This window comes from Arthrobacter sp. LFS091 (assembly GCF_047977885.1).
Taxonomy (GTDB): Bacteria; Actinomycetota; Actinomycetes; order Actinomycetales; family Micrococcaceae; genus Arthrobacter.
This window is the reverse complement of record NZ_JBFPFP010000007.1, coordinates 302,440-327,712: the sequence shown is the minus strand read 5'-3', so window position 1 is coordinate 327,712 and position 25,273 is coordinate 302,440. Positions and strand designations below refer to the sequence as shown.

General features: G+C 63.5%; 25 protein-coding genes. 11 read left to right on the top strand and 14 right to left on the bottom strand.

Annotated features, from left to right (window positions below):
- The first annotated feature begins 52 nt into the window (after nucleotides 1-52).
- Nucleotides 53-1,282, top strand: a complete 1,230-nt coding sequence (locus ACNQOP_RS15445; RefSeq protein ID WP_416404998.1) for a DNA recombination protein RmuC — start codon at nucleotides 53-55, stop codon at nucleotides 1,280-1,282.
- 76 nt (nucleotides 1,283-1,358) lie between these two features.
- Here ACNQOP_RS15445 and ACNQOP_RS15440 read toward each other — a convergent pair whose 3' ends face one another.
- The gene (locus ACNQOP_RS15440; protein ID WP_235516963.1) at nucleotides 1,359-2,444 is read right to left on the bottom strand and encodes a 4-hydroxy-3-methylbut-2-enyl diphosphate reductase; all 1,086 of its coding nucleotides are present in this window, start codon (nucleotides 2,442-2,444) and stop codon (nucleotides 1,359-1,361) included.
- A gap of 24 nt (nucleotides 2,445-2,468) precedes the next feature.
- Nucleotides 2,469-3,332, bottom strand: a complete 864-nt coding sequence (locus tag ACNQOP_RS15435) for a hypothetical protein (protein WP_416404997.1) — start codon at nucleotides 3,330-3,332, stop codon at nucleotides 2,469-2,471.
- Nucleotides 3,333-3,562: 230 nt separating this feature from the next.
- On the opposite strand from ACNQOP_RS15435, the gene xseA reads away from it, so the two are divergent.
- Together xseA and ACNQOP_RS15425 are read left to right on the top strand one after the other, a co-directional pair.
- Nucleotides 3,563-4,840 carry an exodeoxyribonuclease VII large subunit gene (gene xseA / locus ACNQOP_RS15430; RefSeq protein ID WP_416404996.1) on the top strand — a complete coding sequence of 426 codons (1,278 nt, stop codon included), beginning with the start codon at nucleotides 3,563-3,565 and terminating at the stop codon, nucleotides 4,838-4,840.
- 41 nt (nucleotides 4,841-4,881) lie between these two features.
- Nucleotides 4,882-5,139, top strand: coding sequence for an exodeoxyribonuclease VII small subunit (locus ACNQOP_RS15425; protein WP_416404995.1), 258 nt, complete (start codon nucleotides 4,882-4,884; stop codon nucleotides 5,137-5,139).
- Nucleotides 5,140-5,154: 15 nt separating this feature from the next.
- On the opposite strand, the gene ACNQOP_RS15420 is transcribed toward ACNQOP_RS15425, so the two are convergent.
- The 9 genes from ACNQOP_RS15420 to ACNQOP_RS15380 all read right to left on the bottom strand — a co-directional run bounded on the left by ACNQOP_RS15420 (nucleotide 5,155) and on the right by ACNQOP_RS15380 (nucleotide 14,750).
- Entirely contained in the window at nucleotides 5,155-6,006 is an 852-nt protein-coding gene (locus ACNQOP_RS15420) for a polyphosphate kinase 2 family protein (protein WP_416404994.1), read from the bottom strand.
- Nucleotides 6,007-6,060: 54 nt separating this feature from the next.
- Nucleotides 6,061-7,281 (bottom strand): pyridoxal phosphate-dependent aminotransferase, encoded by a 1,221-nt coding sequence (locus ACNQOP_RS15415; protein ID WP_211711254.1) that lies wholly within the window; start codon nucleotides 7,279-7,281, stop codon nucleotides 6,061-6,063.
- Between the two features lie 119 nt (nucleotides 7,282-7,400).
- Nucleotides 7,401-8,357 carry an ABC transporter substrate-binding protein gene (locus tag ACNQOP_RS15410; protein ID WP_235516976.1) on the bottom strand — a complete coding sequence of 319 codons (957 nt, stop codon included), beginning with the start codon at nucleotides 8,355-8,357 and terminating at the stop codon, nucleotides 7,401-7,403.
- Complete coding sequence (locus tag ACNQOP_RS15405; protein WP_257371195.1) at nucleotides 8,354-9,097, bottom strand: ABC transporter permease; 744 nt, start codon at nucleotides 9,095-9,097, stop codon at nucleotides 8,354-8,356. The genes ACNQOP_RS15410 and ACNQOP_RS15405 overlap by 4 nt, the downstream gene beginning before the upstream one ends.
- Nucleotides 9,094-9,834: an ABC transporter permease gene (locus ACNQOP_RS15400; RefSeq protein WP_416404993.1), complete on the bottom strand. Its 741-nt coding sequence runs from the start codon at nucleotides 9,832-9,834 to the stop codon at nucleotides 9,094-9,096. The genes ACNQOP_RS15405 and ACNQOP_RS15400 overlap by 4 nt, the downstream gene beginning before the upstream one ends.
- Nucleotides 9,834-10,928, bottom strand: coding sequence for an ABC transporter ATP-binding protein (locus ACNQOP_RS15395; protein WP_416404992.1), 1,095 nt, complete (start codon nucleotides 10,926-10,928; stop codon nucleotides 9,834-9,836). The genes ACNQOP_RS15400 and ACNQOP_RS15395 overlap by 1 nt, the downstream gene beginning before the upstream one ends.
- A gap of 155 nt (nucleotides 10,929-11,083) precedes the next feature.
- Nucleotides 11,084-12,247, bottom strand: coding sequence for a ribosome small subunit-dependent GTPase A (rsgA, locus tag ACNQOP_RS15390; protein WP_416404991.1), 1,164 nt, complete (start codon nucleotides 12,245-12,247; stop codon nucleotides 11,084-11,086).
- A 217-nt stretch (nucleotides 12,248-12,464) separates the two neighbouring features.
- Nucleotides 12,465-12,917 carry an NUDIX hydrolase gene (locus ACNQOP_RS15385; protein WP_416404990.1) on the bottom strand — a complete coding sequence of 151 codons (453 nt, stop codon included), beginning with the start codon at nucleotides 12,915-12,917 and terminating at the stop codon, nucleotides 12,465-12,467.
- 36 nt (nucleotides 12,918-12,953) lie between these two features.
- Nucleotides 12,954-14,750: a glycoside hydrolase family 35 protein gene (locus ACNQOP_RS15380; protein ID WP_416404989.1), complete on the bottom strand. Its 1,797-nt coding sequence runs from the start codon at nucleotides 14,748-14,750 to the stop codon at nucleotides 12,954-12,956.
- A 50-nt stretch (nucleotides 14,751-14,800) separates the two neighbouring features.
- Here ACNQOP_RS15380 and ACNQOP_RS15375 point away from each other — a divergent pair, with 50 nt between their 5' ends.
- On the top strand, nucleotides 14,801-15,832 hold the full coding sequence (locus ACNQOP_RS15375) for a pirin family protein (protein WP_416404988.1): 1,032 nt from the start codon (nucleotides 14,801-14,803) through the stop codon (nucleotides 15,830-15,832).
- Between the two features lie 2 nt (nucleotides 15,833-15,834).
- Here ACNQOP_RS15375 and ACNQOP_RS15370 read toward each other — a convergent pair whose 3' ends face one another.
- Nucleotides 15,835-16,770, bottom strand: a complete 936-nt coding sequence (locus ACNQOP_RS15370; protein WP_416404987.1) for an N-acetylglucosamine kinase — start codon at nucleotides 16,768-16,770, stop codon at nucleotides 15,835-15,837.
- A gap of 41 nt (nucleotides 16,771-16,811) precedes the next feature.
- Between ACNQOP_RS15370 and ACNQOP_RS15365 the strand changes: the two genes are divergently transcribed.
- Complete coding sequence (locus ACNQOP_RS15365; RefSeq protein WP_416404986.1) at nucleotides 16,812-17,855, top strand: nitronate monooxygenase; 1,044 nt, start codon at nucleotides 16,812-16,814, stop codon at nucleotides 17,853-17,855.
- On the opposite strand, the gene ACNQOP_RS15360 is transcribed toward ACNQOP_RS15365, so the two are convergent.
- Nucleotides 17,830-18,804, bottom strand: coding sequence for a LysR family transcriptional regulator (locus ACNQOP_RS15360; RefSeq protein ID WP_257371203.1), 975 nt, complete (start codon nucleotides 18,802-18,804; stop codon nucleotides 17,830-17,832). The two genes, ACNQOP_RS15365 and ACNQOP_RS15360, sit on opposite strands and share 26 nt — an antisense overlap.
- Nucleotides 18,805-18,921: 117 nt before the next feature.
- Between ACNQOP_RS15360 and ACNQOP_RS15355 the strand changes: the two genes are divergently transcribed.
- The gene (locus ACNQOP_RS15355; RefSeq protein WP_416405016.1) at nucleotides 18,922-20,130 is read left to right on the top strand and encodes an MFS transporter; all 1,209 of its coding nucleotides are present in this window, start codon (nucleotides 18,922-18,924) and stop codon (nucleotides 20,128-20,130) included.
- 57 nt (nucleotides 20,131-20,187) lie between these two features.
- Nucleotides 20,188-20,694: an Lrp/AsnC family transcriptional regulator gene (locus ACNQOP_RS15350; protein ID WP_235516998.1), complete on the top strand. Its 507-nt coding sequence runs from the start codon at nucleotides 20,188-20,190 to the stop codon at nucleotides 20,692-20,694.
- Between the two features lie 10 nt (nucleotides 20,695-20,704).
- On the opposite strand, the gene ACNQOP_RS15345 is transcribed toward ACNQOP_RS15350, so the two are convergent.
- Nucleotides 20,705-21,940, bottom strand: a complete 1,236-nt coding sequence (locus ACNQOP_RS15345) for an MFS transporter (protein WP_416404985.1) — start codon at nucleotides 21,938-21,940, stop codon at nucleotides 20,705-20,707.
- A 190-nt stretch (nucleotides 21,941-22,130) separates the two neighbouring features.
- Here ACNQOP_RS15345 and ACNQOP_RS15340 point away from each other — a divergent pair, with 190 nt between their 5' ends.
- Genes ACNQOP_RS15340 through zapE form a run of 4 tightly spaced genes read left to right on the top strand, consistent with a single transcriptional unit; the run spans nucleotide 22,131 to nucleotide 25,224 of the window.
- Nucleotides 22,131-22,637 carry an Lrp/AsnC family transcriptional regulator gene (locus tag ACNQOP_RS15340; RefSeq protein WP_374111552.1) on the top strand — a complete coding sequence of 169 codons (507 nt, stop codon included), beginning with the start codon at nucleotides 22,131-22,133 and terminating at the stop codon, nucleotides 22,635-22,637.
- Nucleotides 22,638-22,647: 10 nt separating this feature from the next.
- Complete coding sequence (locus ACNQOP_RS15335) at nucleotides 22,648-23,073, top strand: DUF1761 domain-containing protein (protein ID WP_235517004.1); 426 nt, start codon at nucleotides 22,648-22,650, stop codon at nucleotides 23,071-23,073.
- Nucleotides 23,074-23,083: 10 nt separating this feature from the next.
- Nucleotides 23,084-24,079: a magnesium/cobalt transporter CorA gene (corA, locus tag ACNQOP_RS15330; RefSeq protein WP_235517006.1), complete on the top strand. Its 996-nt coding sequence runs from the start codon at nucleotides 23,084-23,086 to the stop codon at nucleotides 24,077-24,079.
- Nucleotides 24,070-25,224 carry a cell division protein ZapE gene (zapE, locus tag ACNQOP_RS15325; RefSeq protein ID WP_416404984.1) on the top strand — a complete coding sequence of 385 codons (1,155 nt, stop codon included), beginning with the start codon at nucleotides 24,070-24,072 and terminating at the stop codon, nucleotides 25,222-25,224. The genes corA and zapE overlap by 10 nt, the downstream gene beginning before the upstream one ends.
- Nucleotides 25,225-25,273 lie beyond the last annotated feature (49 nt).

The following is a 25,273-nucleotide window of genomic DNA, read 5'->3' as shown; positions in this document are numbered from 1 at the left end:
CCACGGCCACAACCTCACTAAAACTGTCGTACCCCTGTGTCAGGGTTGCCACATGGATGGATTTGGATTCGTTTTGGCACTACTCATGTTGCTGATCGGCGCGGCCGTGGGTCTGGCGGCCGGCTACGTCGTCTTCCGACGCCGGGGCGCCGGCTTGGAGGAGGACTTCGACGCCGTATCGTCGCGCCTTTCGGAGGTGACGGCACAGCTCGCAGCAGCCGACGCCGAGCGGCGGCTTTTGTTTACACAGAACCGCGAGCTGAGCGCAGCAAGGAATTCTGACGGAAGTGTCCTGCGCGCCCTGGCGCCCGTGGCGGAAAAGCTGACCGCGGTGCAGCAGCAGGTTTCGCTGCTCGAACGTGACCGCGTTGAGCAGTACGGACAGCTCGCCCAACAGCTGCAGGACGCCCGTTCGTCCGATGAACAACTACTTCGGTCAACCCATGCCCTGGCCTCTGCCCTGCGTTCCAACAGCACACGCGGGCAGTGGGGCGAAGTCCAGCTTCGCCGTGTGGTTGAAGCTTCCGGGATGCTCAGGCACGTGGACTTCCATGAGCAGGTCCACTCGGGCCGCACCGAGAACACATTGCGACCCGACCTTGTGGTCCAGTTGCCCGGGGATAAGCAGCTGGTGGTGGACGCCAAGGTCCCATTGGCCTCCTACCTCGCGGCACAGGAACAACTCCACGGAGAAGGGGCATTCGGTGAATCGGTAACGCAAGCCTCCGCCCACGATTCCAAGACCCTCCTGGCCCAGCACGCAAAGGCCTTGAAGGCGCACATTGATGCGTTGGCCAGCAAAAAGTACTGGGACATCCCGGGGAACTCACCGGAACTGGTGATTTGCTTCCTCCCGGCCGAGTCCATCCTTGCCTCTGCCCTTGAGGCCGACCCCGGCCTGCTTGAACACGCCCTGTCCCGGAACGTCGTCCTGGCATCACCGGGGACGTTGTTGGCAGTCCTCAAGTCAGTGGCTTTCACCTGGCGGCAGGACGTCCTCACGGACAGCGCGCACGAACTGTTCGAGCTCGCCAAGCAGCTCTACGAGCGCATGGGCACACTCGGTGAGAACGTCAGCAAGCTGGGAAGCTCCCTCAAGACATCGGTGGACCGGTACAACGCCATGGTGGGCACCCTCGAAGCACGTGTGCTCCCAACCGCGCGGAAGCTGAACACCATGGACGATGCTGGCCTCACGGCCCCCATGTCCGTGGAAGCTGTCCCGCGGGCTTTGGCCGCTCCGGAACTTCTTAGCGAAGAGCCCCAGGAGTCTGCGGCTTAACGAACTGGCCCGCAGCGGCGACCACTTCCACCAGGAAGGGCGCCCGCTGCGGGCCAGTTCAGTAAAAAGCTTATTGCTAGGACGTAGCCCGGTTCCCGCGGCCACCGAGGGCCCGGGAGACATCCCCGGCCTTTTTCAAAGTAGCCCGCAGCTCCTTGGGGAGCGAGAAGAGGAGATCTTCCTCCGCTGTTACGACTTCCTGGACCTCGCCATAGCCGTAGTCGGCCAGCAGGCGCAGGACATCCTGGACGAGGACTTCAGGAACGGACGCACCGGAGGTGACGCCAACGGTAGCGACGCCTTCGAACCAGGCTTCATCCACCTCGTTGGCGAAGTCCACGCGGTAGGAGCTCTTGGCCCCGTACTCGAGGGCAACCTCAACCAGGCGCACCGAGTTCGACGAGTTGGCCGAGCCGACCACAATGACCAGGTCAGCCTGCGGTGCGATCTTCTTGATGGCCACCTGGCGGTTGGTGGTGGCGTAGCAGATGTCGTCGCTGGGAGGATCCTGCAGAGTCGGGAAGCGGTCCTTCAGGAGGCGCACGGTCTCCATGGTTTCGTCCACGCTCAGCGTGGTCTGCGAAAGCCAGATGGTCTTCTCGGGATCGCGCACTGTGACCTTGTCCACCTCGTGCGGACCGTTGATGATCTGGATGTGCTCGGGGGCCTCGCCGGCGGTGCCCTCGACTTCCTCGTGGCCTTCGTGGCCAATGAGAAGGATGTCGTAGTCGTCCTTGGCAAAGCGCACGGCTTCGCGGTGGACCTTGGTGACCAGCGGGCACGTCGCGTCGATGGTGCGCAAGCCGCGGTCCTCTGCCGACTGCACCACTGCCGGTGAAACTCCGTGCGCGGAGAAGATCACCAGGGCGCCTTCGGGAACCTCGTCCGTTTCCTCGACGAAGATGGCGCCTTGTTCTTCCAAGGAGCTGACCACGTGTACGTTGTGGACGATCTGCTTGCGGACGTAGACGGGCGGGCCGTAGTGCTCCAAGGCCTTTTCGACCGCAATGACAGCCCGGTCCACGCCGGCGCAATAACCGCGGGGTGCCGCCAACAGCACCTTCTTGGGACCCGTGACGGGTGCCGCTGCCAGTACCTCTTCCGGCGATCGCCGTCTCCGGGGCACGCTGGGCATCGGGATGGAAATTGCTGTGGAGGTCATCCCACAATGTTACCGGTCAGGTCATTATCCTCGGGCATAAGGTGATGGTCGTCTCGCGGAAATAATCCAGGCGACCAAGCCGATGACCAACAAGGCGGCCGAGATCAGGGCAGCCACCGTTGTCCAGGGACCAAAACCGGACTGGACGGCGGTGAAAAACTTCCAAATGAACAGCCCTGCCAGTTCGTTGCCGTTGGAGAGGTTGCCAACAACTCCTTCAGACACATTCAATCCAACCGACCAGAGCCCCGCCACGGCCAGGCCGCCCAGCCCCAGGAATGCCAGGACCGCAGGCCTCCTGCGTGCCACAAGCAAAGCCAGCAACGCCGAAACGAGAGCTCCCAGGGCGGCAACCCACCATAACGGAGCAAAGGCTGCGACCCTTTCCACCAGTTGGCGGTGGGACGGTTCGCCCAGCGAAATAAGCCGTTCAGAGGGGACGTCGAGCCGGACGCGCGTAGCGTCGGCCAAATGGTCGCGGATCAGCCTGACCAGGGGCCCAATGTCCAAGACCAGGGCCGTGGAAGCACCTGATTCTTCCGGCTGCCCAGCCGCACCGAAGTTCAGCTTGTGGCTGTTCCTCACTGTCTCTTCCCAAGCCTGCGGATAGTCGCTCCAGGACTGCATCCCGGACGCCGCCTGTTCAAGAACCCCGGCGGCCAGGGATTTGATGGGCCCTGGGAGGTTGACTGAGGATTCGAAAGAGCCGACGGCGGCGTCCGCCAGACGCGCCTGGAAATCGGGATCACTGCCCAATCCACCGGCGATGCGGGCAAAGCCATCTTCCTGAACAATGTTTTGGTCCACCCACGCGGCCGGAACGGCGACGGCAGTGAGCACCAGGGCGAGGATCACTCCCACTGCTGAAACGAAGGTACGCAAAGTCATCCTCGGGGTCGGGGTCCAGTGCCACCATCCTAGGTCTGTCCACATGATCCGAAAAATGTCGGAGCCACCAGGTAAAGCTATGGATAGAGTTGGAACGCGGCGCTGCGCCACACCCGAGCAGGTTGCCGCACCTGAGCGAGTTGCCGCACCCGAGCAAGTTGCCGCACCCCGAGCGAGGATAGTGATCATGCTGGTACACCCACGGCTTCCGGGCCAATCACGGACCTGCCATGTCCGCTGAAGCGACTCCGGAGTCCACCCTCCCCGGGACTGCTGCCGAGACCAGTCCGGATAATCCCTGGCCCTTGCAGCTTCTTTCCCGCAAGCTCAAAGCCCACATCGAGAGGGCTCCCGCAGCCTGGATCGAGGGCCAGGTCATCGAGCTGAACCGCCGGGGTGGCAATGCCTTCCTGACACTGCGTGATGTCGACGCCGAGATTTCGCTGCCGGCTTCGGTGTGGTCCACGGTCCTGGACCGGCAGAAATTACCGCTGGAGCGCGGGTCGCGGGTAGTTGCCTTGGTCAAGGCGGATTTCTGGGTCAAGACTGGCCGCCTGAACATGTCGGTCAAGGACATCCGACCCGTTGGCCTCGGCGACCTGCTGGCTCGGATTGAGCGCCTCCGCCAGGCTTTGGCCGCGGAAGGATTGTTCGCTGATTCGCGCAAACGGAAACTGCCTTTGCTCCCCCACCGCATCGGCCTCATCACGGGCCGCGACTCGGACGCCAAGAAGGACGTGCTACGTAACGCCGCCCTGCGCTGGCCAGCTGTGGAATTTGATGTTCGAGAGGTAGCCGTGCAGGGCAACACGGCGGTGTCACAGATCATCGCCGCACTGAAGAAGCTGGACGCCGACCCGCACGTGGACGTCATTGTCCTGGCCCGAGGCGGCGGCGCGCTGGAGGACCTGCTTCCTTTCAGCAACGAGGACCTGATTCGTGCTGTCTCTGCAGCAACCACCCCTGTTGTCAGTGCGATCGGCCACGAGGCAGACCGGCCCATCCTGGACGACGTCGCCGACCTCCGCGCTTCCACTCCCACCGATGCTGCAAAGCGGATCGTCCCGGATGTCGCCGAGGAACTGGCTATGGTGCGTCAGGCCCGGGACCACCTCCGCCGCAGCATTGGCCGGATGGTGGATAGGGAAACTGACCGACTCCACTCCTTGAGATCCCGTCCGGTCTTGGCATCCCCCGCGTCCATGGTCGATGCCCGGGCCGAGGATATTCACCGCCTGCAACGGCGCTCACACGCGGCGGTCAACACAGCTGTTGTACGCGCCTTGGACCAGGTGCACCACCTGCGGGCACAGGTCAGGGCCCTGTCGCCCCAGAAGACCCTGGACCGCGGCTATGCGGTTGTCCAACTCGTCGGCGACGACCAAGCCGGGCATCAGGTGGTCAGTAGCCCCGAGGAGGCTCCCAAAGGCGCGGAATTGGCGATACGTGTAGCGGAGGGTCGGTTCCGGGCTGTCTCCGAGGGCCAAGGACAGATCCTGGAACATTGATTCCACAGCCAACATTGTCAGCATCACAATCAAAGGACATCATGACCGAGAACAACTCACCGGCGTCGGCACCTGATTCCCTGGACGCCTTGAGCTATGAGGAAGCCCGGGAACAGCTCGTGGCCGTTGTTGGCCGACTCGAAGCCGGCGGGGCGAGCCTCGAGGAATCACTGGCGCTCTGGGAGCGTGGCGAGGCGCTGGCCAAGCGCTGCGAGGATTGGCTTGAGGGCGCCCGCAAGCGCTTGGCCTCGGCACGCGATGCAGGCAACGACGCCGGGGCTTCCACCACTACCGGCTAACGGTCCGGCAGGGGCTCAGGATGCCTCGACGAGCTTCCGTTCAGCGGCGACATCGAAGTCGGCTTTGGGCCAGTCCAAATGCATCCCTTCGAGCGCATCCAACAGCAATTGCTGAACCGCGATGCGGGCATACCACTTCTTGTTGGCTGGTACGACGTGCCAGGGGGCAATGTCAGTCGAGGTCTTCTGGAACGCCACGCTGTACGCGTCCATATAGTCGTTCCAGTAGGCACGTTCCGTCAGGTCGCCGTGGCTGTATTTCCAGTGCTTGCTGGGATCGTCCAGCCGGGCAATGAGACGCTTCTTCTGTTCCTGTTTGCTGATGTTGAGCATGACCTTGACGATCGTGGTGCCCTGCTCCGCCAGGCCTGCCTCGAAGGCGTTGATGGCCGTGTACCTGCGCTCCAGCTCAGCAGGGTCCGCCCACGCGTGGACGCGGTGGATCAGGACGTCCTCGTAGTGTGAACGGTCAAAAACTCCCACCATGCCGGCATCGGGAACGTGCTTCTCGATCCGCCAGAGGAAGTCGTGGGCCTTCTCTTCGTCCGTGGGCGCCTTGAAAGCTGCCAATTGCACACCCTGCGGATCCATGGCGCCCACGACGTGGCTGACAATGCCGCCTTTGCCTGCAGTGTCCATGGCCTGCAGAATCAGCAGAAGCCGCTTGGTATTGCCGAACTTGCCCTCGGCGAACAGTTTTTCCTGTAAGTCCGCCAACCGTGAATCCTGGGCAGAGAGCAGCGACTTTCCGTCGGATTTCGCACCGTCGTAGCCCGGGGTGGATTCCGGATCCACCTCCGCCAGCGAAAACCCAGATCCGACCCTTAATACGCTGGCCGGACTCTTGGCGAACTCAACTTCAGCCATCAGGCGTGCCTTTCTGCCGGTCCGCGCCCCCGTGGCGCGGCCATGGACCTCAGGCTAGTTGCCCGGGTACCTCGACAGGAAGTCAGCCATGCGGCCAATCGCTTCTTCGATGTCTTTGACGTTGGGCAGCGTGACCATCCGGAAGTGGTCCGGGCGTACCCAGTTGAAGGCTCGCCCGTGGGAGACCAGGATTTTCTGTTCCTTCAGGAGGTCCAGGACAAATTTCTCGTCGTCCCTGATGTGGTAGACCTCCGGGTCCAGTTTGGGGAAGAGGTAGAGCGCTCCCCTGGCCTGCTGCGTGCTGACTCCGGGAATGGCATTGAGGAGATCGTAGGCCTTGTTGCGTTGTTCCAGCAGGCGGCCTCCGGGCAGGATGAGGTCGTTGATGCTCTGGTAGCCGCCAAGAGCCGTCTGAATGGCGTGCTGTGCCGGAACGTTGGCACACAGGCGCATGTTGGCCAACAGGTTGATGCCTTCAAGGTAGTCGGCGGCATCTTTCTTGGGCCCCGAAATAGCCATCCAGCCTGCACGGTACCCACAGACCCGGTAGGCCTTGGACAGCCCGCTGAACGTCAGGCAGAGGACGTCGTCTCCGGTTAGTCCGGCGAGATTGACGTGGACTGCGTCCTCGTAAAGGATCTTTTCGTAGATCTCATCCGAGAAAAGAACCAGCCCGTGCTTCTCGGCCAAGGCAACAATTTTCTTGAGGGTTTCCTCGGGGTAGACGGCGCCGGTGGGGTTGTTGGGGTTGATGACCACGATGCCCTTGGTCCGGGGCGTGATCTTGGCTTCGAGGTCCTCGAGGTCGGGCTGCCAACCGGAGTCTTCGTCGCAGAGGTAGTGAACGGGGCGGCCGCCGGCCAAAGCAACCGATGCCGTCCACAGTGGGTAGTCCGGAGTGGGAATCAGGACCTCGTCGCCGTCTTCGAGGAGGGCCATGAGGGACATGGTGATCAGTTCGCTGACCCCGTTGCCCAGGTAGATATCGTCGACGTGGATGTTCTGGATTCCGCGGGTCTGGTAGTACTGCGAGACTGCGGTCCGGGCCGAGAAAATGCCCCGTGAATCGCTGTAGCCCTGGGCGTTTGGCAAGTGGCGGATCATGTCCACCAAAATGGCGTCAGGCGCTTCAAAGCCGAAAGGAGCCGGGTTTCCGATGTTCAGTTTGAGGATCCGGTGACCCTCCGCCTCCATCTGCTGGGCGGCCTGAAGAATCGGTCCACGGATGTCGTAGAGGACATTATGAAGCTTGGTGGACTGCTTGAAATTCGCCATTCCTCAAATATGCCACACGGGTGATGGACTTCCGCTGAGACTTGACTCACACAAACGACGACGGCGGTGACGGGCCCGCGCGGGTCCGTCACCGCCGTCGTACGCGGTTTCGTCAGGTGTTACTTGACGATGCCCTTGTCCTTCAGCCAAGCGGCTGCGGCATCCTTGGGGCTCTGCTTCTGGTCGCCACTGACTGCACGGTTGAGGTTGATCAGGTCGTCCGTGGTCAGGGTCTTGGAAACGTTGTTGAGCGCTTCCTTGGCCTTATCGGTCATCTTCGCCTTGTTGTACAGCGGCAGGACCTGCTGGGCCTTGAAGTTGTTCTTGGGATCCTCAAGGACCACGAGGTCGTTGTCAACGATGGACGGGGTGGTGGTGTAGATGTCAGCCACCTGGACCTTGTCCTCCAACAATGCCTGCAGAGTCAGGTTGCCACCCCCGTCGTTGAACGGCTGCAGCCCCTTGAGCTCGCAGTTGTAGTTCTTCTTCAGCCCCGGGAAGCCGTAGGAACGGGTCTCGAACGTGGCCGGAGCAGCCATGGTGAAGTCCTTGCAGACCTTCGCCAGGTCCTCGATGGACTTCAACTTGTACTTCTCAGCCGTGGCTTTTGTAACCACCATGGCGTCCTTGTCCTCGGCCTTGGAGGCTTCCGCGACGGCCAGGCCGTCAGGGAGCTTGCCCGAAAGTGCCTTATAGACGTCCTCAGCTGAGACTTCGGAGGCCTCGGTATCAACGTAGGACAGCAGGTTGCCCGAGTAGTCCGGGACCAGGTCTACGGAGCCATCCTGGACGGCCTTGAAGTAGATCTCGCGCGATCCAATGTTCGGCTTGGACGTTGCCGTCAGGCCGGCGGCATTCAGGGCACCCACATAGATCTCGGCGATGACCTGGCTTTCCGGGAAGTCGGCGGAGCCGACCACCAGCGAGCCGCCGGCGGCCGAGCCACTGGGGGCCGAGGTGGATGGAGAGGCCAGCGGACTGCCGCCACAGGCGCTCAACGCGAGGGCTACACCCAGGCCGGCTGCGAGGCCGCCGAGACCACGGCGCGTAAGGGTCATGGGGACGGGGTTTTTCATGGTGTACCTCCTTGAACGGCAGCCTCGGCGGGAGCTGTGGCTGTGAGATCGTCGGTCGCCTTCTGGCGGCCGCTTGAATCGAGGGTCAGGCCGGGCGAGAGGACAAGCCTCTGTACGCCGGCAAGAATCAAATCCACGGCGATGGCGAGCCCGGCGATGAGCAGGGAACCGCCAAGCATGCGCGGGAAATCCTGGAGGACGAGCCCGTCGAACAGGTAGCGTCCCAGTCCACCCAAGGGCAGGTAGGCCACCACCGAGACTGTGGCTATGACCTGCAGGACCGCGGTACGGATGCCACCGAACATGACTTGCAAGCCGTTGGGAAGTTCCACCCGGAAGAGGATCTGGAGTTCCGTCATTCCCATGGCCCGGGCGGCGTCCACCACCACGGCGTCGACACTGGAGATCCCGGCGTAGGTCCCTGCGAGAAGCGGGGGGACCGTCAGGATCACCAGGGCCCAGACCGGGGGCATCAAACCACTTCCGGCGAGCAGGGCGAACAGGACCAGCAAACCGAGCGTCGGCAGGGCACGCAGCGCACCGGCCACCGCTACAGCAACTACCCGCCCACGGCCGGTGTGGCCGATGAACAGCCCGATGGGCACGGCGATGACTGCGGCAATGAGGAGCACCAAAGCACTGTATTGGAGGTGTTCGAAGGTTCGGGTTGGGATCCCGCCGCTTCCCCTCCAGTGGATGGGATCGATCAACCACGCGATGGTCTCCGCGAAGATGTTCACGAGGACACCTCCGGGTCCGCGCGCATGCCCGGGTGCGGAACGGCGGGTCCGGACTTTGGCTCCGTCAGCAGCGCGTTGGCGTCCTGGCGTTGGGACTTCCCGCCAACTGCCCGGGTCCACGGGGTCAGCAACCGCTCGAGGATAACCAGGATGGCGTCCATGATCAGCGCAAGCACCAGGATGGCGATAATACCCACCACCACTTCGGTGACGAAGGTGCGCTGGAGGCCGTCTGTGAACAGGACTCCAAGATTCCCCACACCAAGGAGCGCTGCGACGCTGACCAACGAAATATTGCTGACCGACACCACGCGAAGGCCCGCGAACATCACGGGCAGGGACAGCGGAAGGTCCACCTGGAAGAACCTGGGCAGCGGTTTGAAGCCCATGGCCACGGCTGCGTTGCGGAGGTCATCGTCAACGGAGTCGAAGGCATCCATTGCGGCTCGCACCAGAAGGGCAACTGCATAGATGGTCAGCGCAACCACCACATTAATGGGGTCCAGGATCCGTGTGCCAAGGACCGTGGGAAGAATGATGAAGAGGGCCAAGGACGGAATCGTGTAGAGCAGCGACGTCGCGGTCGCTACCACCGACCGTAGGGCAGAATTGCGCCGGGCCAGCTGGGCCAAGGGAATCGAAATCAGCAGGCCGAGGACCATCGGAACAATGGCGAGCACCAGATGCTGCCCGGCCAGTCCCAGGACCATGCCGCTGTGGGCGAGGAACCACTCCATCAGGTGGCATCCTCCCTGTGGTGCCGGACTTCCTCGATCAGGGCAAGGACTTCCGGCCCCTTCAGGACTCCGGCCACCCGGCCGTCGTCGTCCACTGCGACGCCAAGGCCCGACGGCGACGACAACGCAGCATCGAGCGCGCGGCGCAGGGTATCGCCCTTGCGGAACAGCGAACCGCCCGGAATCAGGCCTGCTCCGTCGCGCGGAGAAGACCAACCAAGTGGCCGCGATTCTGCGTCCACCACCAAAGCCCATTCCCCCGACCGGCGGCCCGCATCGGGGCCATCGGAGGGACTGACCATGGTCACGGGGTGCAACGTCACGGCGTCGGCGGCGTTGAAGGCAAGATGGCGGAAACCGCGGTCACGTCCAACAAAGGAGGCAACAAAGTCGTTGGCCGGCGCCCGGAGGATTTCTTCTGGCGCCGCGTACTGGGCGAGCTTGCCGCCGACAGCGAACACAGCGACTTTGTCTCCGAGCACGGTGGCTTCATCGATGTCGTGTGTGACGAAGACGATGGTTTTGGCCAATTCCCGCTGGAGCCGCAAGAGTTCCTGCTGCAGTTCGTCGCGGACCACAGGGTCGACGGCGCTGAAGGGTTCGTCCATGAGCAGGACCGGCGGGTCAGCAGCGAGCGCCCGGGCCACCCCGACGCGCTGCTGCTGACCCCCCGAGAGCTGGGAAGGGTACCGCTTGCCAAGCACCGAAGCCAACCCAACGACGTCGAGCAGTTCCGCTGCGCGCTTCCGCGCCGCCGCCTTGGAAACACCGTTGAGCCGCGGAACGGTGGCGATGTTATCCAGCACTGAGCGGTGCGGCAGTAAACCGGAGGACTGCATGACGTACCCCATGGAGCGGCGGAGCTGCGCCGCGGGAACGCGGGAGACGTCGTCGCCGCCCACCGTGATGGTTCCGCTGGTGGGCTCCACCATCCGGTTGATCATGCGCAGCGAGGTGGTCTTGCCGCAACCCGAAGGCCCGACGAAGACGGTAATCGAACCTTCGTCGATCGACATACTCAGAGCGTCCACCGCAGGCTGCCCGCCTTGGTATTGCTTAGTGACGCTCTTGAACTCAATCATGGCTTCAGCCATACCCGGGCTTACCTATCTTTGGCGGACATTATCGGTAGAGCCAAACGATCATATGCAGGCTTATTACTCGGCTGCAAAGCAATCTTCACCCAGCGTAGCCAGCGGCACCGACGATTGTCAGCGCCGCCACGGATTCCGTAATGAATCGGCAATGTTCAACGTCTGCGCCGTTTGCCTCCCTTCGCTGCGCGTTCTTCAGCTTGATCGTGCCTGTGGCGCTCAGCGGCACGCTGACCCCTGTCCGCAGTCATGACCTTTTGGTGCCATTCCCGCTGGTAGGCACGGCGTGCTGCTGCGTCGTGTTTCCTGGTGAGGGCGGCCAGTTCGCGCTGAAGTTTCAGGTAGCTGGCCCAACGCCTGGGGTCGAGGGACTCGTCGGCGAGCGCCTCCTGAACGGCGCACCCTGGCTCTGCCTGGTGGGCGCAGTCGGCGAAACGGCACTGTGCGAAGAGCTCGTCAAGGTCCCCGAACATCTCGTCCATGCCGTCATCCGCGTCGAAGAGCCCGAAACCGCGAACGCCCGGGGTGTCCATCAGCACGGCGCCACCGGCCAATGGCACCAACTCCCGGGACGTTGTGGTGTGTTTTCCTTTGCCGTCTCCGGCCCGCACGGCTCCGGTCTGCTGGACCTCCCGTCCGGCGAGTGCATTGATGAGGGTTGATTTACCGGCGCCGGAGGGGCCTAGCAGGACCAGCGTTGCACCCCCCGGGATGTGCCGCATCAGTTCATCGAGACCGTCGCCCTGCTCGGCGGAGGTGGTGACCACCTCCACACCGGCTGCCTGGAGGATCACCTCCCCCACTACGTCATCTGCCAGGTGGGCAAGGTCCGCTTTGGTGATGACCACCAGCGGCGTGGCGCCCGAGTCCCAGGCGGCAACAAGGGTCCGTTCCAGGCGGTTGTGGGTCAGCGGACGGTCCACGGGAACCACCACTGCCACAATGTCGATGTTGGACCCCAGGATCTGCTCCTCGGAGGAAGCCTCGAAGGCGCGCTTGCGGCTCAGTGCCGATTGCCGGGGCAGGACCTCGACGACGGCTGGCTCGCCTGCGCTGTTGTGGCCAAGCCACACCCAGTCCCCCGTGGCTGGAACCACGCCGTGCGCCGGGTAGGGCAGGTGGAGGAGACCGTCATGTGATGCCACGAGGACACGGTTCCGGTCGAGACGAACTACGCGGCCGGGCGTGGCCCGCGCATCAGGAGCCGTGTTTGCGCGGAAGAGTTCCGCAGTGCTGGTGGTGTAGCCATAGTCGATCGGCCCGCGGAGTTGCTGGGTAGAACTGTTTGAAGGGTTGCTTGAAGAAGCGAAAGTATTCAATGGAAACCTCTGCTGAGGCCCGGCTGCCCTAGTTTTGGCAGGCTGATGCCGGGACAGGAATGGTGGGGTGATGACAGTGCGCTGCAACTGTGTGCGGGGCGCGCAAGATTATGGCAATCATCAAAATCCACCTCCTCGGCATCTGGGACCGGCTACTGAAAACCGGCAACGAAGTTCAGCGTAGCCAACAGCCGCCGCTTTTGGCTAGGCCTGCCTGCTAGTTGAGCTTCCCGTTCTCGGGTCGCTCACGGTGCAGGCGCAGGGCTGTGTCCACCAGCGCGACCCTGTTCAGCTTCCCGATGTCTTCCAAGGGGATCCAGGCCGCATGCGTGGTGCTTCCATCCACCTCGTGGGTGAGCTCGCCTCCCACGACGGTGGCTTCATAGACCAAGCGAAGCGCCTCGAAGTCCGTCACGGTCCCATCGGGCCGGACGTCATCCTGCCAGTGGCCCACGTCGATGCCCAGCATCCGTTCGATCTTCGCCTCATAGCCGGTCTCTTCAAAGACTTCCCGCCGGCATCCGTCCACAGGATGTTCCGCAAAGTCCAGTCCCCCGCCGGGAAGTGTCCAGCCTTCCTTATCGTCCTGTTTCCAGTAAGCAAGCAGGATTCGTCCATCCCTGACGATCACGGCGTAGGCGGCTGGGCGGGTATCGAACTGCAGGGTCATGGTGCCAGCATATGTGCCGCTCCGGGGGTCTTCCTGCTAGGAGAGCTCCGCAGCGGAAATAGGCCCGTCTTCTTCCGGGCCGAGGTCTGACTTTTCGCGAAGCTCGACGACGGTCCCCGCCGTGCCCAGTTCAAGCACCTTGATCGTGTTGCTGCCGGCTTTGACCAAGGGGGCCGGGGCGTAAAGGGTCCTTTGAGGGCCTCTTTCCCAATACCGTCCGAGCAGGAAGCCATTGAGCCATACGAAGCCTTTGCCGGAATCAGGCAGCGCAATATAGGTATCGGCGGGCTCCGCGACGTCGAAGTCGGCCCCAACCAGGCCCTCCAGGTCTTCTTCCTTCCACTCTGCCAGCGCAATGGGCGTCTGTGTCCAGTGGAAGGTGTAGCGCTGGTTGATCAGCACGCCACCCAGGATGCCTTTCCCGTGTCCGGTCAGGGGGCCGTAGTTGATGCGGCCAAGGTTCTCAACGAGGATCTCGAGCTTGGCCTGCACGCCACGTCCGGTGACAACGAGCCCCTCAGCACCAGTGACATCATCCAGGACCCCGGCGAAGTCGCCGTCCACCCACACATAGGCCCGATCGTTCAGCCCAGCGATTTTCAGGCGGCTTTCCGTGGGGGCATCGGCGCGTCCGGGAAGGATGGCTTCGGAGGCGTAGAGGACCATTCCGGCGTCGAGCCCCAATTGCTCGAAGCTGAGGGGCTTGACGCTGCTGGTGGGCTTACCGGCCGTCCGGAGCAACTCCAACAGGTCCGGAGCGTCCGGCAAGGCCAACGAGCGTGCGGGGATCACCGGAGCTTCGGCGAGCAGTTCTGCGGGGATCTCCGGCAGGTCCTCAATGCCTTGGGCGCGGTAGAACTCACCCCGGAAAGCGTGGAACTTGGCGGTCAATTCACCGTTTTCAGCGATGGGTGCATCCGAGTCGTAGCTGGTGATTGTCGGCTGCAGCATGGTGCCGTCGTGGTTGCTGCCGGACCACAGGCCAAAGTTGGTCCCACCATGGGCCATGTAGACGCAGAGCGAGCCGCCAAGGTCGAGCATTTTCCGGGCTTCCAACGCCGCATCCCCGGCATCCCTGCGGTGGTGGTGTTCACCCCAGTGATCGAACCAGCCGCCCCAGAATTCGACATTGAAGAACGGCTCGTCGGGCCTGCGGCGCTGCCAGGTTGCCACCGCTTCGTCACCCCGGCTCCCCAGGGTTGCCGTCGCCCAGGTTCCCTCCACTGAGCCGCCGTCGAGGAAGTAGTCGGTGCCGCCGTCGGCGGTGAAAAGCAGTTCGGTGATCCCGCGCGCTTCAAGGACACGCCGGTTCCAGCGGATGTATTCGTGGTCGTCGCCGTAGCTGCCGTACTCGTTCTCGATCTGCACGGCAACGACGGGACCGCCCGCGGATGCCTGGCGCGGAGTGATGATGGGGAGGAGGTGGTCGAACCATTCCTCGATTGCTGCGGTAAAGACCGGGTCCATGCACCGGAGGCCGATGCCGGGTGTGCCAGTCAGCCAGGCAGGAAAGCCGCCGTTGTCCCATTCCGCGCAAATGTAGGGGCCCGGGCGGACAATCACGTCCAGGCCCTCCTTTGCAGCGAGGTCGATGAACCGCCCCAGGTCACGCCAGCCGGTGAAGTCCGGGGCCTGATCCTGCCGGGGCTGGTGGAAGTTCCAAGCGACATAGGTGTCCACCGTGTTGGCACCCATGGCCTTGAGCCGACGCAGCCGGTCCTGCCACAGCTCCGGGTGGACGCGGAAGTAGTGGATGGCTCCGGCGAGGATGCGGTACGGTTCACCCGAACGGTAAAGGACAGCGTCGTGGTAGCTCAAGAGGGCGTTGTTCACGTGGAACAGATTAGCTCAATTTCCAACATTTATGCACAGGTGATGAACACATGACCAATCTTGATACTTCCCCGGCGCAGGAAGTTTGCCCCGCTGCACCAGAGGGGCAAGGTCCATGCGTTCAGCTGTGGCCCGAGCGGGAAGTTCCCCTGGGTGGCGTCCGCGCCATGAACGTCATGCGCACCCTGCCCCAGCGCGGGCTGCCAACTGTTGGAGCCTGGTGCTTCCTGGACAGCTTCGGGCCCGATCGGGTGGCCATGAGCGTGCTTCCCCACCCGCACTGCGGGCTCCAAACCGTTACCTGGCCACTGGAAGGTGCCGTCCGGCACCGCGACAGTGTCGGCAGTGATGTGGTGGTGCGTCCGGGCGAGCTGAACATCATGACAGCGGGCCACGGTATATCGCACTCGGAATTCTCCGTCCTCCCTGCAAACACGGACTCAGGTCCAGGCTCCCTGGTGGCTGAGATCCCCATGTCCCGGGGGCTGCAACTCTGGGTTGCCCTTCCTGACGAGCACCGCCACCGGGCACCCTCCTTCGAGCAGGTCCGTGATCTTCCGGTGGCTGCCGGACCTGGCTACACCGCAACCGTCATGGTGGGAGAGTTCGCCGGACAGCGCTCCCCCGCTACCATGTTCAGCCCTATAGTCGGTGCCGACATCGTTGGCACGGGACTTCTTGAGCTGCCACTCCGCCCGGACTTTGAACACGCTGTGCTCGTGTTGGATGGCGGCGTGGTGATCGACGGACAAGACATCGGAGCCGGCCCCCTGGCCTACCTCGGCGCCGGCCGGGCCACCCTGTCCGTAGATGCCCAGCCCGACACCCGATTCATGCTCCTTGGCGGCGAACCGTTCGGCGAAGACCTGCTGATGTGGTGGAACTTCGTGGGGCGGACACATGAGGAAGTGGAAAAGGCCCGCGAGGAATGGGAAGCCGAAGGGCTGCTCGACGACGACGCTGCCGCTACCTCGCGCTTTGGCGTCGTCCACGGCCACGGGCCCGACGCCGGCCCCGAAGCCGGACGAATCCCGGCTCCCCCGCTTCCCGGAGTCAAACTCCGGCCACGCACCCGCGGCTGAGTTTAGCCGCGCTGCTCGGCTACAAGCCGGGGAACCCCGAACACCGGATCCTGCTGCAGGATCCGGACGTCTACTATGCCGGCGTCGGCCAACCTGGCTTTGAAGGCATCCTGGAGCTTAGGAACGTTCATGCCCAGTCCGCTGCCCAGGATCACAGGCCCGTCCAGGCCGAGTTGGCGAATGGCTTGTTCGGCGAGGTCGGCGAGGTCGGCACCGGCCTGCTGCACCAGTGCAAGGCTGACGCCGTCACCGGCGTCGGCTGCTTCCACCACCAAGCGGGCCTGCTGCGCCCAAAAACGGCGTCCCGTGTCCGGCGAATGGAAGAGGGCGATCAACTTACCGGGTTCCTCCACGCCGCAGGACTCCAACAGGGCACGGCTGAGCTGATCCGGCTCCAGGCCCTGGTTCATCCGGCGGAGGCTGTGGCGGACGGCTTCGCGGCCCAGCCAGTACCCGCTGCCTTCGTCGCCCAGGAGGTAGCCCCAGCCACCCGCCCGGGCCTCGTCGCCGGCGTCGTTCCTCCCCCATGCCGCAGAGCCGGTGCCGGCGATGACGGCCACACCAGTGCTCGCACCACCAGCTGCCAACAGCAGCCGCGAATCGTGGACCACCGTGATCCGGGCCCCGGGTGCGTGCGGGGCAATCAGGTCTGCGAGCGCCTGGGCGTCTTCGTCAGTGTCTATGCCACCCGCTCCTGCGTAGACCTCCTCGACAACCCCTCCGCCGATGCTGCCAAAGAGTTCGGCGAGGTTGGCTGCCGCCTGCTCGCGGGTTACGTTCTGGACATTCGAGCTGCCCGCACTCGCATCCCGTACAGGCATGCCGTTCTCGAACCGCACGCCGCGGGTTTTCGTCCCACCGATATCGAGCCCAATGACTGTGCCACTCAGGACTTCCTCATGGGCAGGGGAATGTTGGGAAGAGTCAAGATTGTTCACCGTGAAAGACTAGCTTGGAGCGTCCTGAGGAGGAACCGCACATGCCTGGATCCATGTTTGGCACCCCGTTCATCGCAGCCCCCATGGCTGGCGGAACATCAACCCCGGCCCTGCTGCAGGCCGTCCACGACGGCGGGGGCATCGGTTTCCTTGCCGCCGGCTACAAGAGCCCTGAGTCCATGGTCGGGGAGATCGCGGCGGCACGGAACCTCAACATCCGGTTCGGCATGAACGTTTTTGTACCCAACCCGGACCAGCTCCCACCCAATGCCGAAGCGGTGGCACGCCTCGAGCAATACCGGCGTGAACTGGAGCCCGAAGCCGCCCGCTATGGTGTAGCCCTGCCGGAGCTGCGCCTCGATGACGACGACGCGTGGCAGGACAAGATCGACGCCCTGCTTGCCGATCCGGTGGAACTGGTGAGCTTTGCTTTTGGCCTGCCCGGAAAAACGGTTGTCCGTGCGCTGCAAAAGGCCGGCACCACGGTCATCTCCAGCGTGACCAATGTCCGGGAGGCCCTCGCCGCCGCGGAAGAAGGTCCGGACGCCATCGTGGTGCAGCACGGGTCCGCTGGCGCCCACAGCGCAGCTTTCCTCCCGCACGCCAACGAACCAGCCGAGGCACCGGAAGCCCGGACGACGGCGGAACTGGTCGCCCAGGTGCGGGCCGCCGTCGGACTTCCGCTGATAGCGGCAGGTGCGGTCATGGACACCGCGACGCTTCGCGAGGTGTTGGCGGCCGGGGCGGAAGCCGCGCAGATCGGCACGGCCCTGGTCCGGACAGACGAAAGTGGCGCCAGGCAGGTGCATAAAGATGCCTTGGGCGATCCGGCGTTCACCGCGACGGCCTTGACGCGGGCGTTCACGGGACGCACGGCGCGTTCGCTGGTCAATGAGTTCGTTCGCGATCACGCTGACGCGCCGGAGGGCTACCCTGCCATTCACCACCTCACCTCACCCGTTCGGGCAGCTTCGTCCGCCGCCGGGGATCCGCACCGCCTGAACCTGTGGGCGGGTACCGGTTGGCGGCAGTCGCGGACAGGTTCGGCAACGGACGTGGTCAGGGAGTTCCTGACCGGGCTCTGACAAGTTCGGCCAGCAGGCCGCCGCCCTCGGTGACCACCATTTCGCGGAAGAGCCGGACGGCGTCGGGTTCAAAGCTCCGTTCCCGCCATGCCAGGCCGATTTGCCTGAAAGCGAGTCCGGACTCGATGGCTACTTCGACGAGTCCAAGTTCGGCTTTCGGAAGGAACTGTCCGGTTCCTGAGCCGGGCCCTGCAGGCGGGAGGATGCCGAAGCCCAGGCCTGCGGAAATCAGTCCGCGTGCGGTAGTGGATTCCTGGACTTCGAAGGCGATCCGGGGGCGGAAGCCAGCCTCCCGGAACAGTTCCTCGCCCAGTGCCCTGAGCCCAACACCGGTGGGCAGGGTGACGTAAGGCTCGTGCCGGAGTTCGGAAAGGCGCACGCTGGGCCGCCCTGCCAGCGGGTGGCGGTAGTGCAGGACAGCCCGCAGCGGTTCACGGTAGAGCGGGAGGGACCGGATGCCCTTGCCATCGGGCGCAATAGGGGCGATCAACGCGAAGTCGGTTTCCCCCGCTGCGAGTTCCTGCAGGCAGTCGTCCCGTGGACCCTGCCTGAGTTCGAAGACGGCCTGGGGATGGCGCCCGCGGAAGGCGCTGATGAGCAGCGGCAGGGTGGCTTCCCCGAACGTGTGTTGGAAGGAGACGCCAATGCGCCCCCGCACTACGTCAGATTCATGCCTCACCCGGTCCAGCCCGGCCTGGAAGTCCTCCAGGGCATCTTCGATGTAGGGCAACAATGTCCTGGCTGCGGGAGTGAGGCGGATGCCCCTGCCATCCCGGATCAGCAAATCCATGCCAATAATCGCACTGGCCCTTGCCACGGCCCGGCTGACTGTGGACTGGGGCACCCCAAGCAACTCGGCTGTCTCGGTCATGTGCTCGGTACGGCCAAGTTGCGCGAGGACAGGCAGGAGCGGGAGAAGCTGGATGAGCTGATGGTGATCGGGTTCCATGGCGCTCCTTGGCGTGGCCAATGATTCATGCCGTATTGCATGAATCATAGCTAACCTATGCATTGGATCATGAAGATGCCTGAAGCCTACTGTTGCCCGGTGAGTAAAACGAAGGTCATGGGAAACACGCAATCGTGGGACGGGCATGCCAAAGGCTCCTCCGGATACCGTCGCGTCCTGGCTGCCTTGGCCCTTGCCGGGGTGGCGACGTTCGCCCAGCTCTACTCCACGCAGGCCGTCCTCCCGCTCATGGCAAGCGATCTTCACATCACAGCGGCTGAGGCGGCACTGAGCATCTCCCTGGCAACCGTAGGACTGGCCGCCACGGTTTTGCCGTGGTCGTTTGTGGCAGACCGGATCGGCCGGGTACGGGCCATGGCCATCGGCATCGCCGCAGCCACCCTGCTCGGGTTGATGGTTCCGCTTGCACCGGCCCTCCCCCTGCTGTTGGGTCTCCGGACGCTGGAGGGCATGGCATTGGGCGGCATTCCAGCCATCGCCATCGCCTACCTCAACGAGGAAGTCACCAAGATCCATACCGCCCTCGCAGCGGGCAGCTACGTCGCGGGAACCACCCTGGGTGGGCTCGCCGGCCGGCTGGTTGCTGGTCCTGTCGGCGAATTGTGGGGCTGGCGCGCCGCGGCCTTGGCCGTCTCCCTGCTCGCCACCGTCTCAGCCGTGCTTTTCCTGGTACTCGTCCCCAGGCAACGCCGGTTCAGCCCCTCTCCAGCCATGGGATTCCGGGGAGCGGTCAGGACCTTGGGCGGACATTCCCGCAATCCCAAACTCCTGGCGCTGTATTTGCAGGCCTTCTTGCTGATGGGCGGATTCGTGGCCGTCTACAACTACTTGGGATTCCGCCTCCACGCTGAACCATTTAGACTCCCGACCACCGTGGTGAGTCTCATCTTCCTGGCTTACCTTTCAGGCACCGTCAGTTCACGATGGGCCGCCGGCCTGACCACCAGGTTCGGCCGACGCAACGTCCTCGTAACCGGGATCGCCGTCATGTCCGCAGGCCTGGCCCTGACCCTGACGGAGAACCTCGGAGCCATGCTGGCCGGCCTGGTGATCTTCACAGGAGGCTTCTTCGCGGCGCACAGCGTCGGCTCGGGATGGACCGGCGCCATTGCCACCACGGGCCGCGCCCAGGCAGCATCCCTGTACAACCTCTCCTACTACCTGGGCTCGAGCATCATCGGCTGGGCTGGCGGCCTGGCCTTTCAGGCCTACGGGTGGCCCGCTTTGGCATGGTCTGTCATGGCACTTTCGTGCACGACGGCGGTTGTCACCTTGGCGGTACACCGCCAGAGGTCCCCCGCCTGATAGTCAGCTGAAGATTTCACGGTCTAGGATGAATGACAGGCAATTTCAGGAGGATCCGTGAGCAACCCCACGAAGAATGTTCGGTCAACCACGGCCAGCACTGAGCCCTTGGACTCGATTGACGAACGGATCCTGGCGGCGTTGGTGGATGATGCGCGGATCTCCAACAAGCAACTGGCTGAGCTCGTCGGAATCGCCCCGTCCACGGCTTTGATGCGGACGCGGGCACTGTCGGAGCGGGGCATCATCGAAGGCTTCGAGGCCGTCCTGAGCTTGCCGGCCATCGGGCGCTCGGTCCAGGCCCTGATTGCTGTTCGGCTCCGTGCCCACGACCGCGACCAAATCGACCGTTTCACGGCACGCGTTCCCAAGCTTCCCGCGGTGATCTCCACGTTCCACACCACTGGCTCGGTGGACTACCTCCTGCATATCGCAGTGGCCAACACCGATGATCTCCGCAATTGGCTCCTGGACAATCTCGCCACCGATCCCGTGGTGGGACACACGGAGACCACCATGGTGTTCCAGCACATTCCGGGAAACCGCGGACCGCTCCCGGAATAGCTGCGATCTGTCAGGCCCGCAGGGCGCTCCGAAGAGACACCGCCGCCAAGGCCAATGCCGCCACTCCGCAAAGGACCGTAAAACCCACGACGGCGGCCTGCAGCCCGAGGGACGAGACCGCCAGTCCCAGCCCAATCACCGGAACGGCGCTGCCCAAGTACGTGATCACGTAGACCGTGCTGATGACCTGTGCATGACGTGCCGCTTCGACCTTTCCGGCCACCTCATTGAAGACCTGGCGGAAAGCAATGCCTTGGCCCGCTCCGGCCGTAATGCTTGCGGCCACAAGAAGCCATGGACTCGACCACGCAGCCGCTGCTCCCACCAGGACCACGGAGACACCCAGGATGGCCAACGCAACGGGGACCACGAATCGTCCACGGGTCCCGAGGAGTTGGCTTAGGGCCGAAGCTCCCAGGGTGAGACCGGCCAGGGCTCCTATCAACGGCCGCGAATCGGCGTGCACCACCGTGGCGAAATATCCCGGCGCCAGGGACAAGCAAAAGCCGAACACCGCAAAGCTCAGATATCCGGTGGCCGCTGCCATCCAGAAGGCACCGCGCGCGTCCTTGGAAATGGACGGCTTCCTGGGGGCCAGGACCTTCAATGGCCTGGGGCCTTCCGCAGGCGCAATGGCCGGCCGGGCTTTGAGCAACCACAGCGGTATGAGGGCGGCCAGCAGCACTGCGGAGTGAACGTAGTAGGGCGTACGTGTGGGGTCCGGCAGGAGTGACAACAGGCCGCCGATTGCCGGGCCTGCCGCTACGCCGCCGGCCGAGGAGAGCAGAGTGAAACGTGACGCCCAGTCCGGCCTTTGGGGCAGCAATTCCCGGAGTGCAGCGGAGCTCGCACCGGTGGCGAGACCCACGGCCACGCCTTGGAGTGCCCGGCCCATGGACAACGTCACCAGGCTGTCTGCGTTGGCGAAGATCATGCCGCCCACCAAACCCACCAACACAGCCAGGACCAGCGCAGCACGCCGTCCGATGTGGTCCGACCAGTGACCGGCCACCATGAGGACCGCAACCAACGCCAGGACGTAGCTTGAGAAGGCGATGGTCACGTCCAGGGAGGACAGACCGATCCTGGCCTGAAGCAGCGGGTACAAGGGCGTGGCGAGGTTGGCGCCAACCAGCAGTGTGAAGATCACAACCCCGGCAAGGACCAGCCGGGCGGTGGTGGAGGCATCCCAGCCCCAGCGTGCGGCGGTGGCCGGACGCATGCGGAGTTCGCTCAAGACAGTCATTTCCATGCCTTCGGGCTCGGTGGCCGGGCTGGGGCGTCCTTGTGGGAGAACCAGCACGACTGAACAGTGATGGCAATAGAATGCAATAGAGCTGCGCTCAAAGAAGCAAACAAGTACAAGAATTGATCAAAAGGCTCAAAGTGTAGCCGTCAGAGTGAGCTGGAGTGACCATTTGAACAGTCTTGACCCCATGGACCTGAAAATCCTGCTGGAACTCATCCGGGACCCCCGCATCCAGGTCGCCGAACTGAGCGAAGCGCTGGGCATAGCCCGCAATACTGCGCAGAGCCGGATCAAGCGGCTTCTACGCTCCGGAGTCCTGCAGGCAGCAGGCCGTGAAGTGGACCTCGAAAAGGTGGGGTACGACGTCGTCGCTTTCGTCACGATCGAAGTCACCCACCGTGAACTGGACGGCGTCATCGGGGCGTTGCGCCTGATACCGCAGGTGCTCGAAGTCCACGAAATCTCCGGCCGCGGTGATCTCTGGTGCAGGGTGGTTGCGACGGACACCCACAACCTCCAATCCGCCCTGCGCGCCGTCCTTCGCACCAAGGGAGTGATCAGGACCGAAACGGTTCTGGCGCTGCACACGCATATTCCCTACCGGACCGAGCCACTGATCGGAAGGATGGCTGCAGCTCCAACACGCGGCAAGTCCGAAGGGCAGAGCCCCGGAGCGGCGGCCCGGGCCGACTAGGATTTCTTGCATGGATTGGCTCTCACACATCTCCCAGATCAATTGGCTCGCCGTGCTTTTGGCATTCGTTTCAAGCATGGTGATCGGCTTTGTCTGGTACATGCCAGCCGTTCTTGGAGGACGGTGGATGCAGGCAATTGGCAAGACCGAAGACGATCTCAAGAACATTGAGGGCGGCGCCGGCATCTGGGTCCCCATGATGGTTGCAGCAGCCGTCACAAGCATCCTGCTGGCCATCCTCATCAGCGCGCTGGGACTGAACACATTCCTTGCAGGTGGCTTCTTCGCCCTGGTCATTGCCTTGGTTTTCCGCTCCGGCGGGCACGTTATCCATAACGGATTCGCAGGACGCCCCACGGCAGTGACGTTGATCGATTCGGGCCACGACCTGGTGGCCATGACTGTCGCCGGGGCCATCATCGGGGCCATGCAGTAGCGTTCAACCAGTGACCATCATCGACAATGCCGTATATGTGGACGGCGTACGCACTGCCACCCCCAGCAGCCTTGAGCAGACTTTCGAAACCCTTTCGGTCCACGGGGGCATGGCCTGGATCGGCTTGTACCGGCCAACACAGGAGGAAATGGCGGCGGTTGCCGCTGAGTTCGGCCTCCACGAACTGGCAGTGGAAGACGCTGTCTCGGCGCATCAGAGGCCCAAGCTAGAGCGCTACGACCACAGCCTGTTCACGGTGCTGCGCCCCGCCCGCTACCTGGACGAGACCGAGACCGTGGAATTCGGCGAACTCCATGTCTTCACCGGTCCGAACTTCGTGGTCACCATCCGGCATGCTGAAACGGGAGGAGTGGCCCGCGTCCGCAAGCGTTTGGAAGAACGCCCCGATCTGCTGCGGCACGGTCCGGAAGCCGTGCTGTATGCGCTCGTGGACCAGGTGGTGGACGATTATGCGCCCGTGATCGCCGGGCTGGAAAACGACATCGACGAGATCGAAGACCAACTTTTCAGCGGCGACAGTTCGGTATCGCGCCGGATCTACGAACTCTCGCGGGAAGTTATCCAGTTCCAGCGGGCCATCCATCCCCTCCCGGAAATGATGGACCTCCTGAAAAGGGGCTTCGAAAAATACGGTGTGGACATCGAGTTGCAGCGTTCCCTGCGGGATGTCGAGGACCATGCACAACGGGTCATTTCCCGTGCGAATTCGTTCCGGGACATCCTCCAGAACGCACTCACCCTGGACGGAACGCTCACGGCGAACCGCCAGAACGAGGCCAGTGCCGCACAGAACGAGCAGGTAAAGAAGATCTCCTCCTGGGCGGCCATCCTCTTCGCCCCGTCCTTCGTGGCAGGCGTCTACGGGATGAACTTCGACAATATGCCTGAGTTGCACTGGGAGTACGGGTATCCGCTGGCAATTGGCCTGATGTTCGGCGCCGCCCTGCTTATGTACCTCATCTTCAAGCGCAAAGGATGGCTGTGACACCAACCCTGGGGATCGGTCCGGCGGTACGTTCCGCCCGCCTCGCCATGGTTGACGACCTAGCGGACGACGCCGGCCGCTCCGGTTTCGAGCTCGAGTACAGCCAGCGCCAAGCAGCCGAGCGGTTGGCGGCTTTTGGCGCCCAACTGACCGGCCGCCGTCGTGCGCTGTCCCGAAAGGTGCCACGAAGCCTCTACCTTCACGGCCCTGTGGGCCGCGGCAAGACCTGGCTGATGGACAGCTTCTACGCCAGGTTGCCGGTAAGGAAGCGGCGGGTGCATTTCCACGATTTCTTCCGCTCGCTCCATGCCGGCACGCATGGGCCTGCTGCGGGTAACGGAACCATGATCCAGAAGTCCGTTGATGCGCTGCTGGCTGACATCGATGTGCTCTTTTTTGACGAGTTCCATGTCCATGATGTCGGAGACGGCATGTTCATCGCCCGCCTCCTGCGGGATGCGGCCAAACGACGCATTCCCTTGGTGGTGACCTCAAACTACGCTCCGGACGACCTCCTGCCCAACCCCTTGTGGCACGAGCACTTCGTGCCCACCATCCAGGCCATCAAAGACATGATGGACATCGTGGAGATCTCCGGCGCGTTGGATTTCCGGCGTGTACCTGCAGGCGCCGACTCCCCCGAGAACCCCTCGGAAGGGTTCCGGTCCGGCCGCATCATTACGCCCGGGACGCCCGCGCAACTGGGTCGCCTTGGCCTCTTCACACCTGCCCCTATCCAGAGCCGCGTTTTGACCCCCACCACGCATCCGATCGTCGTCAGGAATTCCGATCCGGATCTGCTCTGGGTGGGCTTTGACGAACTGTGCGGAGGGCTGACGTCGCCCGCGGACTACCTTGCCCTGGCTGACAGCTACGCCACGTGGGTGATCGACGATGTTCCCTCACCAGCAGGAAACCACCCTGCGCTGGCGCCCGCCTGGCAGCGGTTCAGCAACGTAGTAGACGTGCTCCACGATCAGGACATCACACTGTTCCTGGTAGGCAAGGGTCCCTTGGACTGGGACGGCGCCGGTTCCGGAAGCGTTATGCCGGTGGATCTGGCACGTATCGCGAGCCGCCTGTCCCTGCTGACCCGATGCGAATCAGCCAAGCCACTCGAACGCGAGGAGTCCGCCGGAAGCTGAACTTCCGGCGGCCGTCCTGATGGCCGGGTGCCTGGGGGCGCCGCCAGCG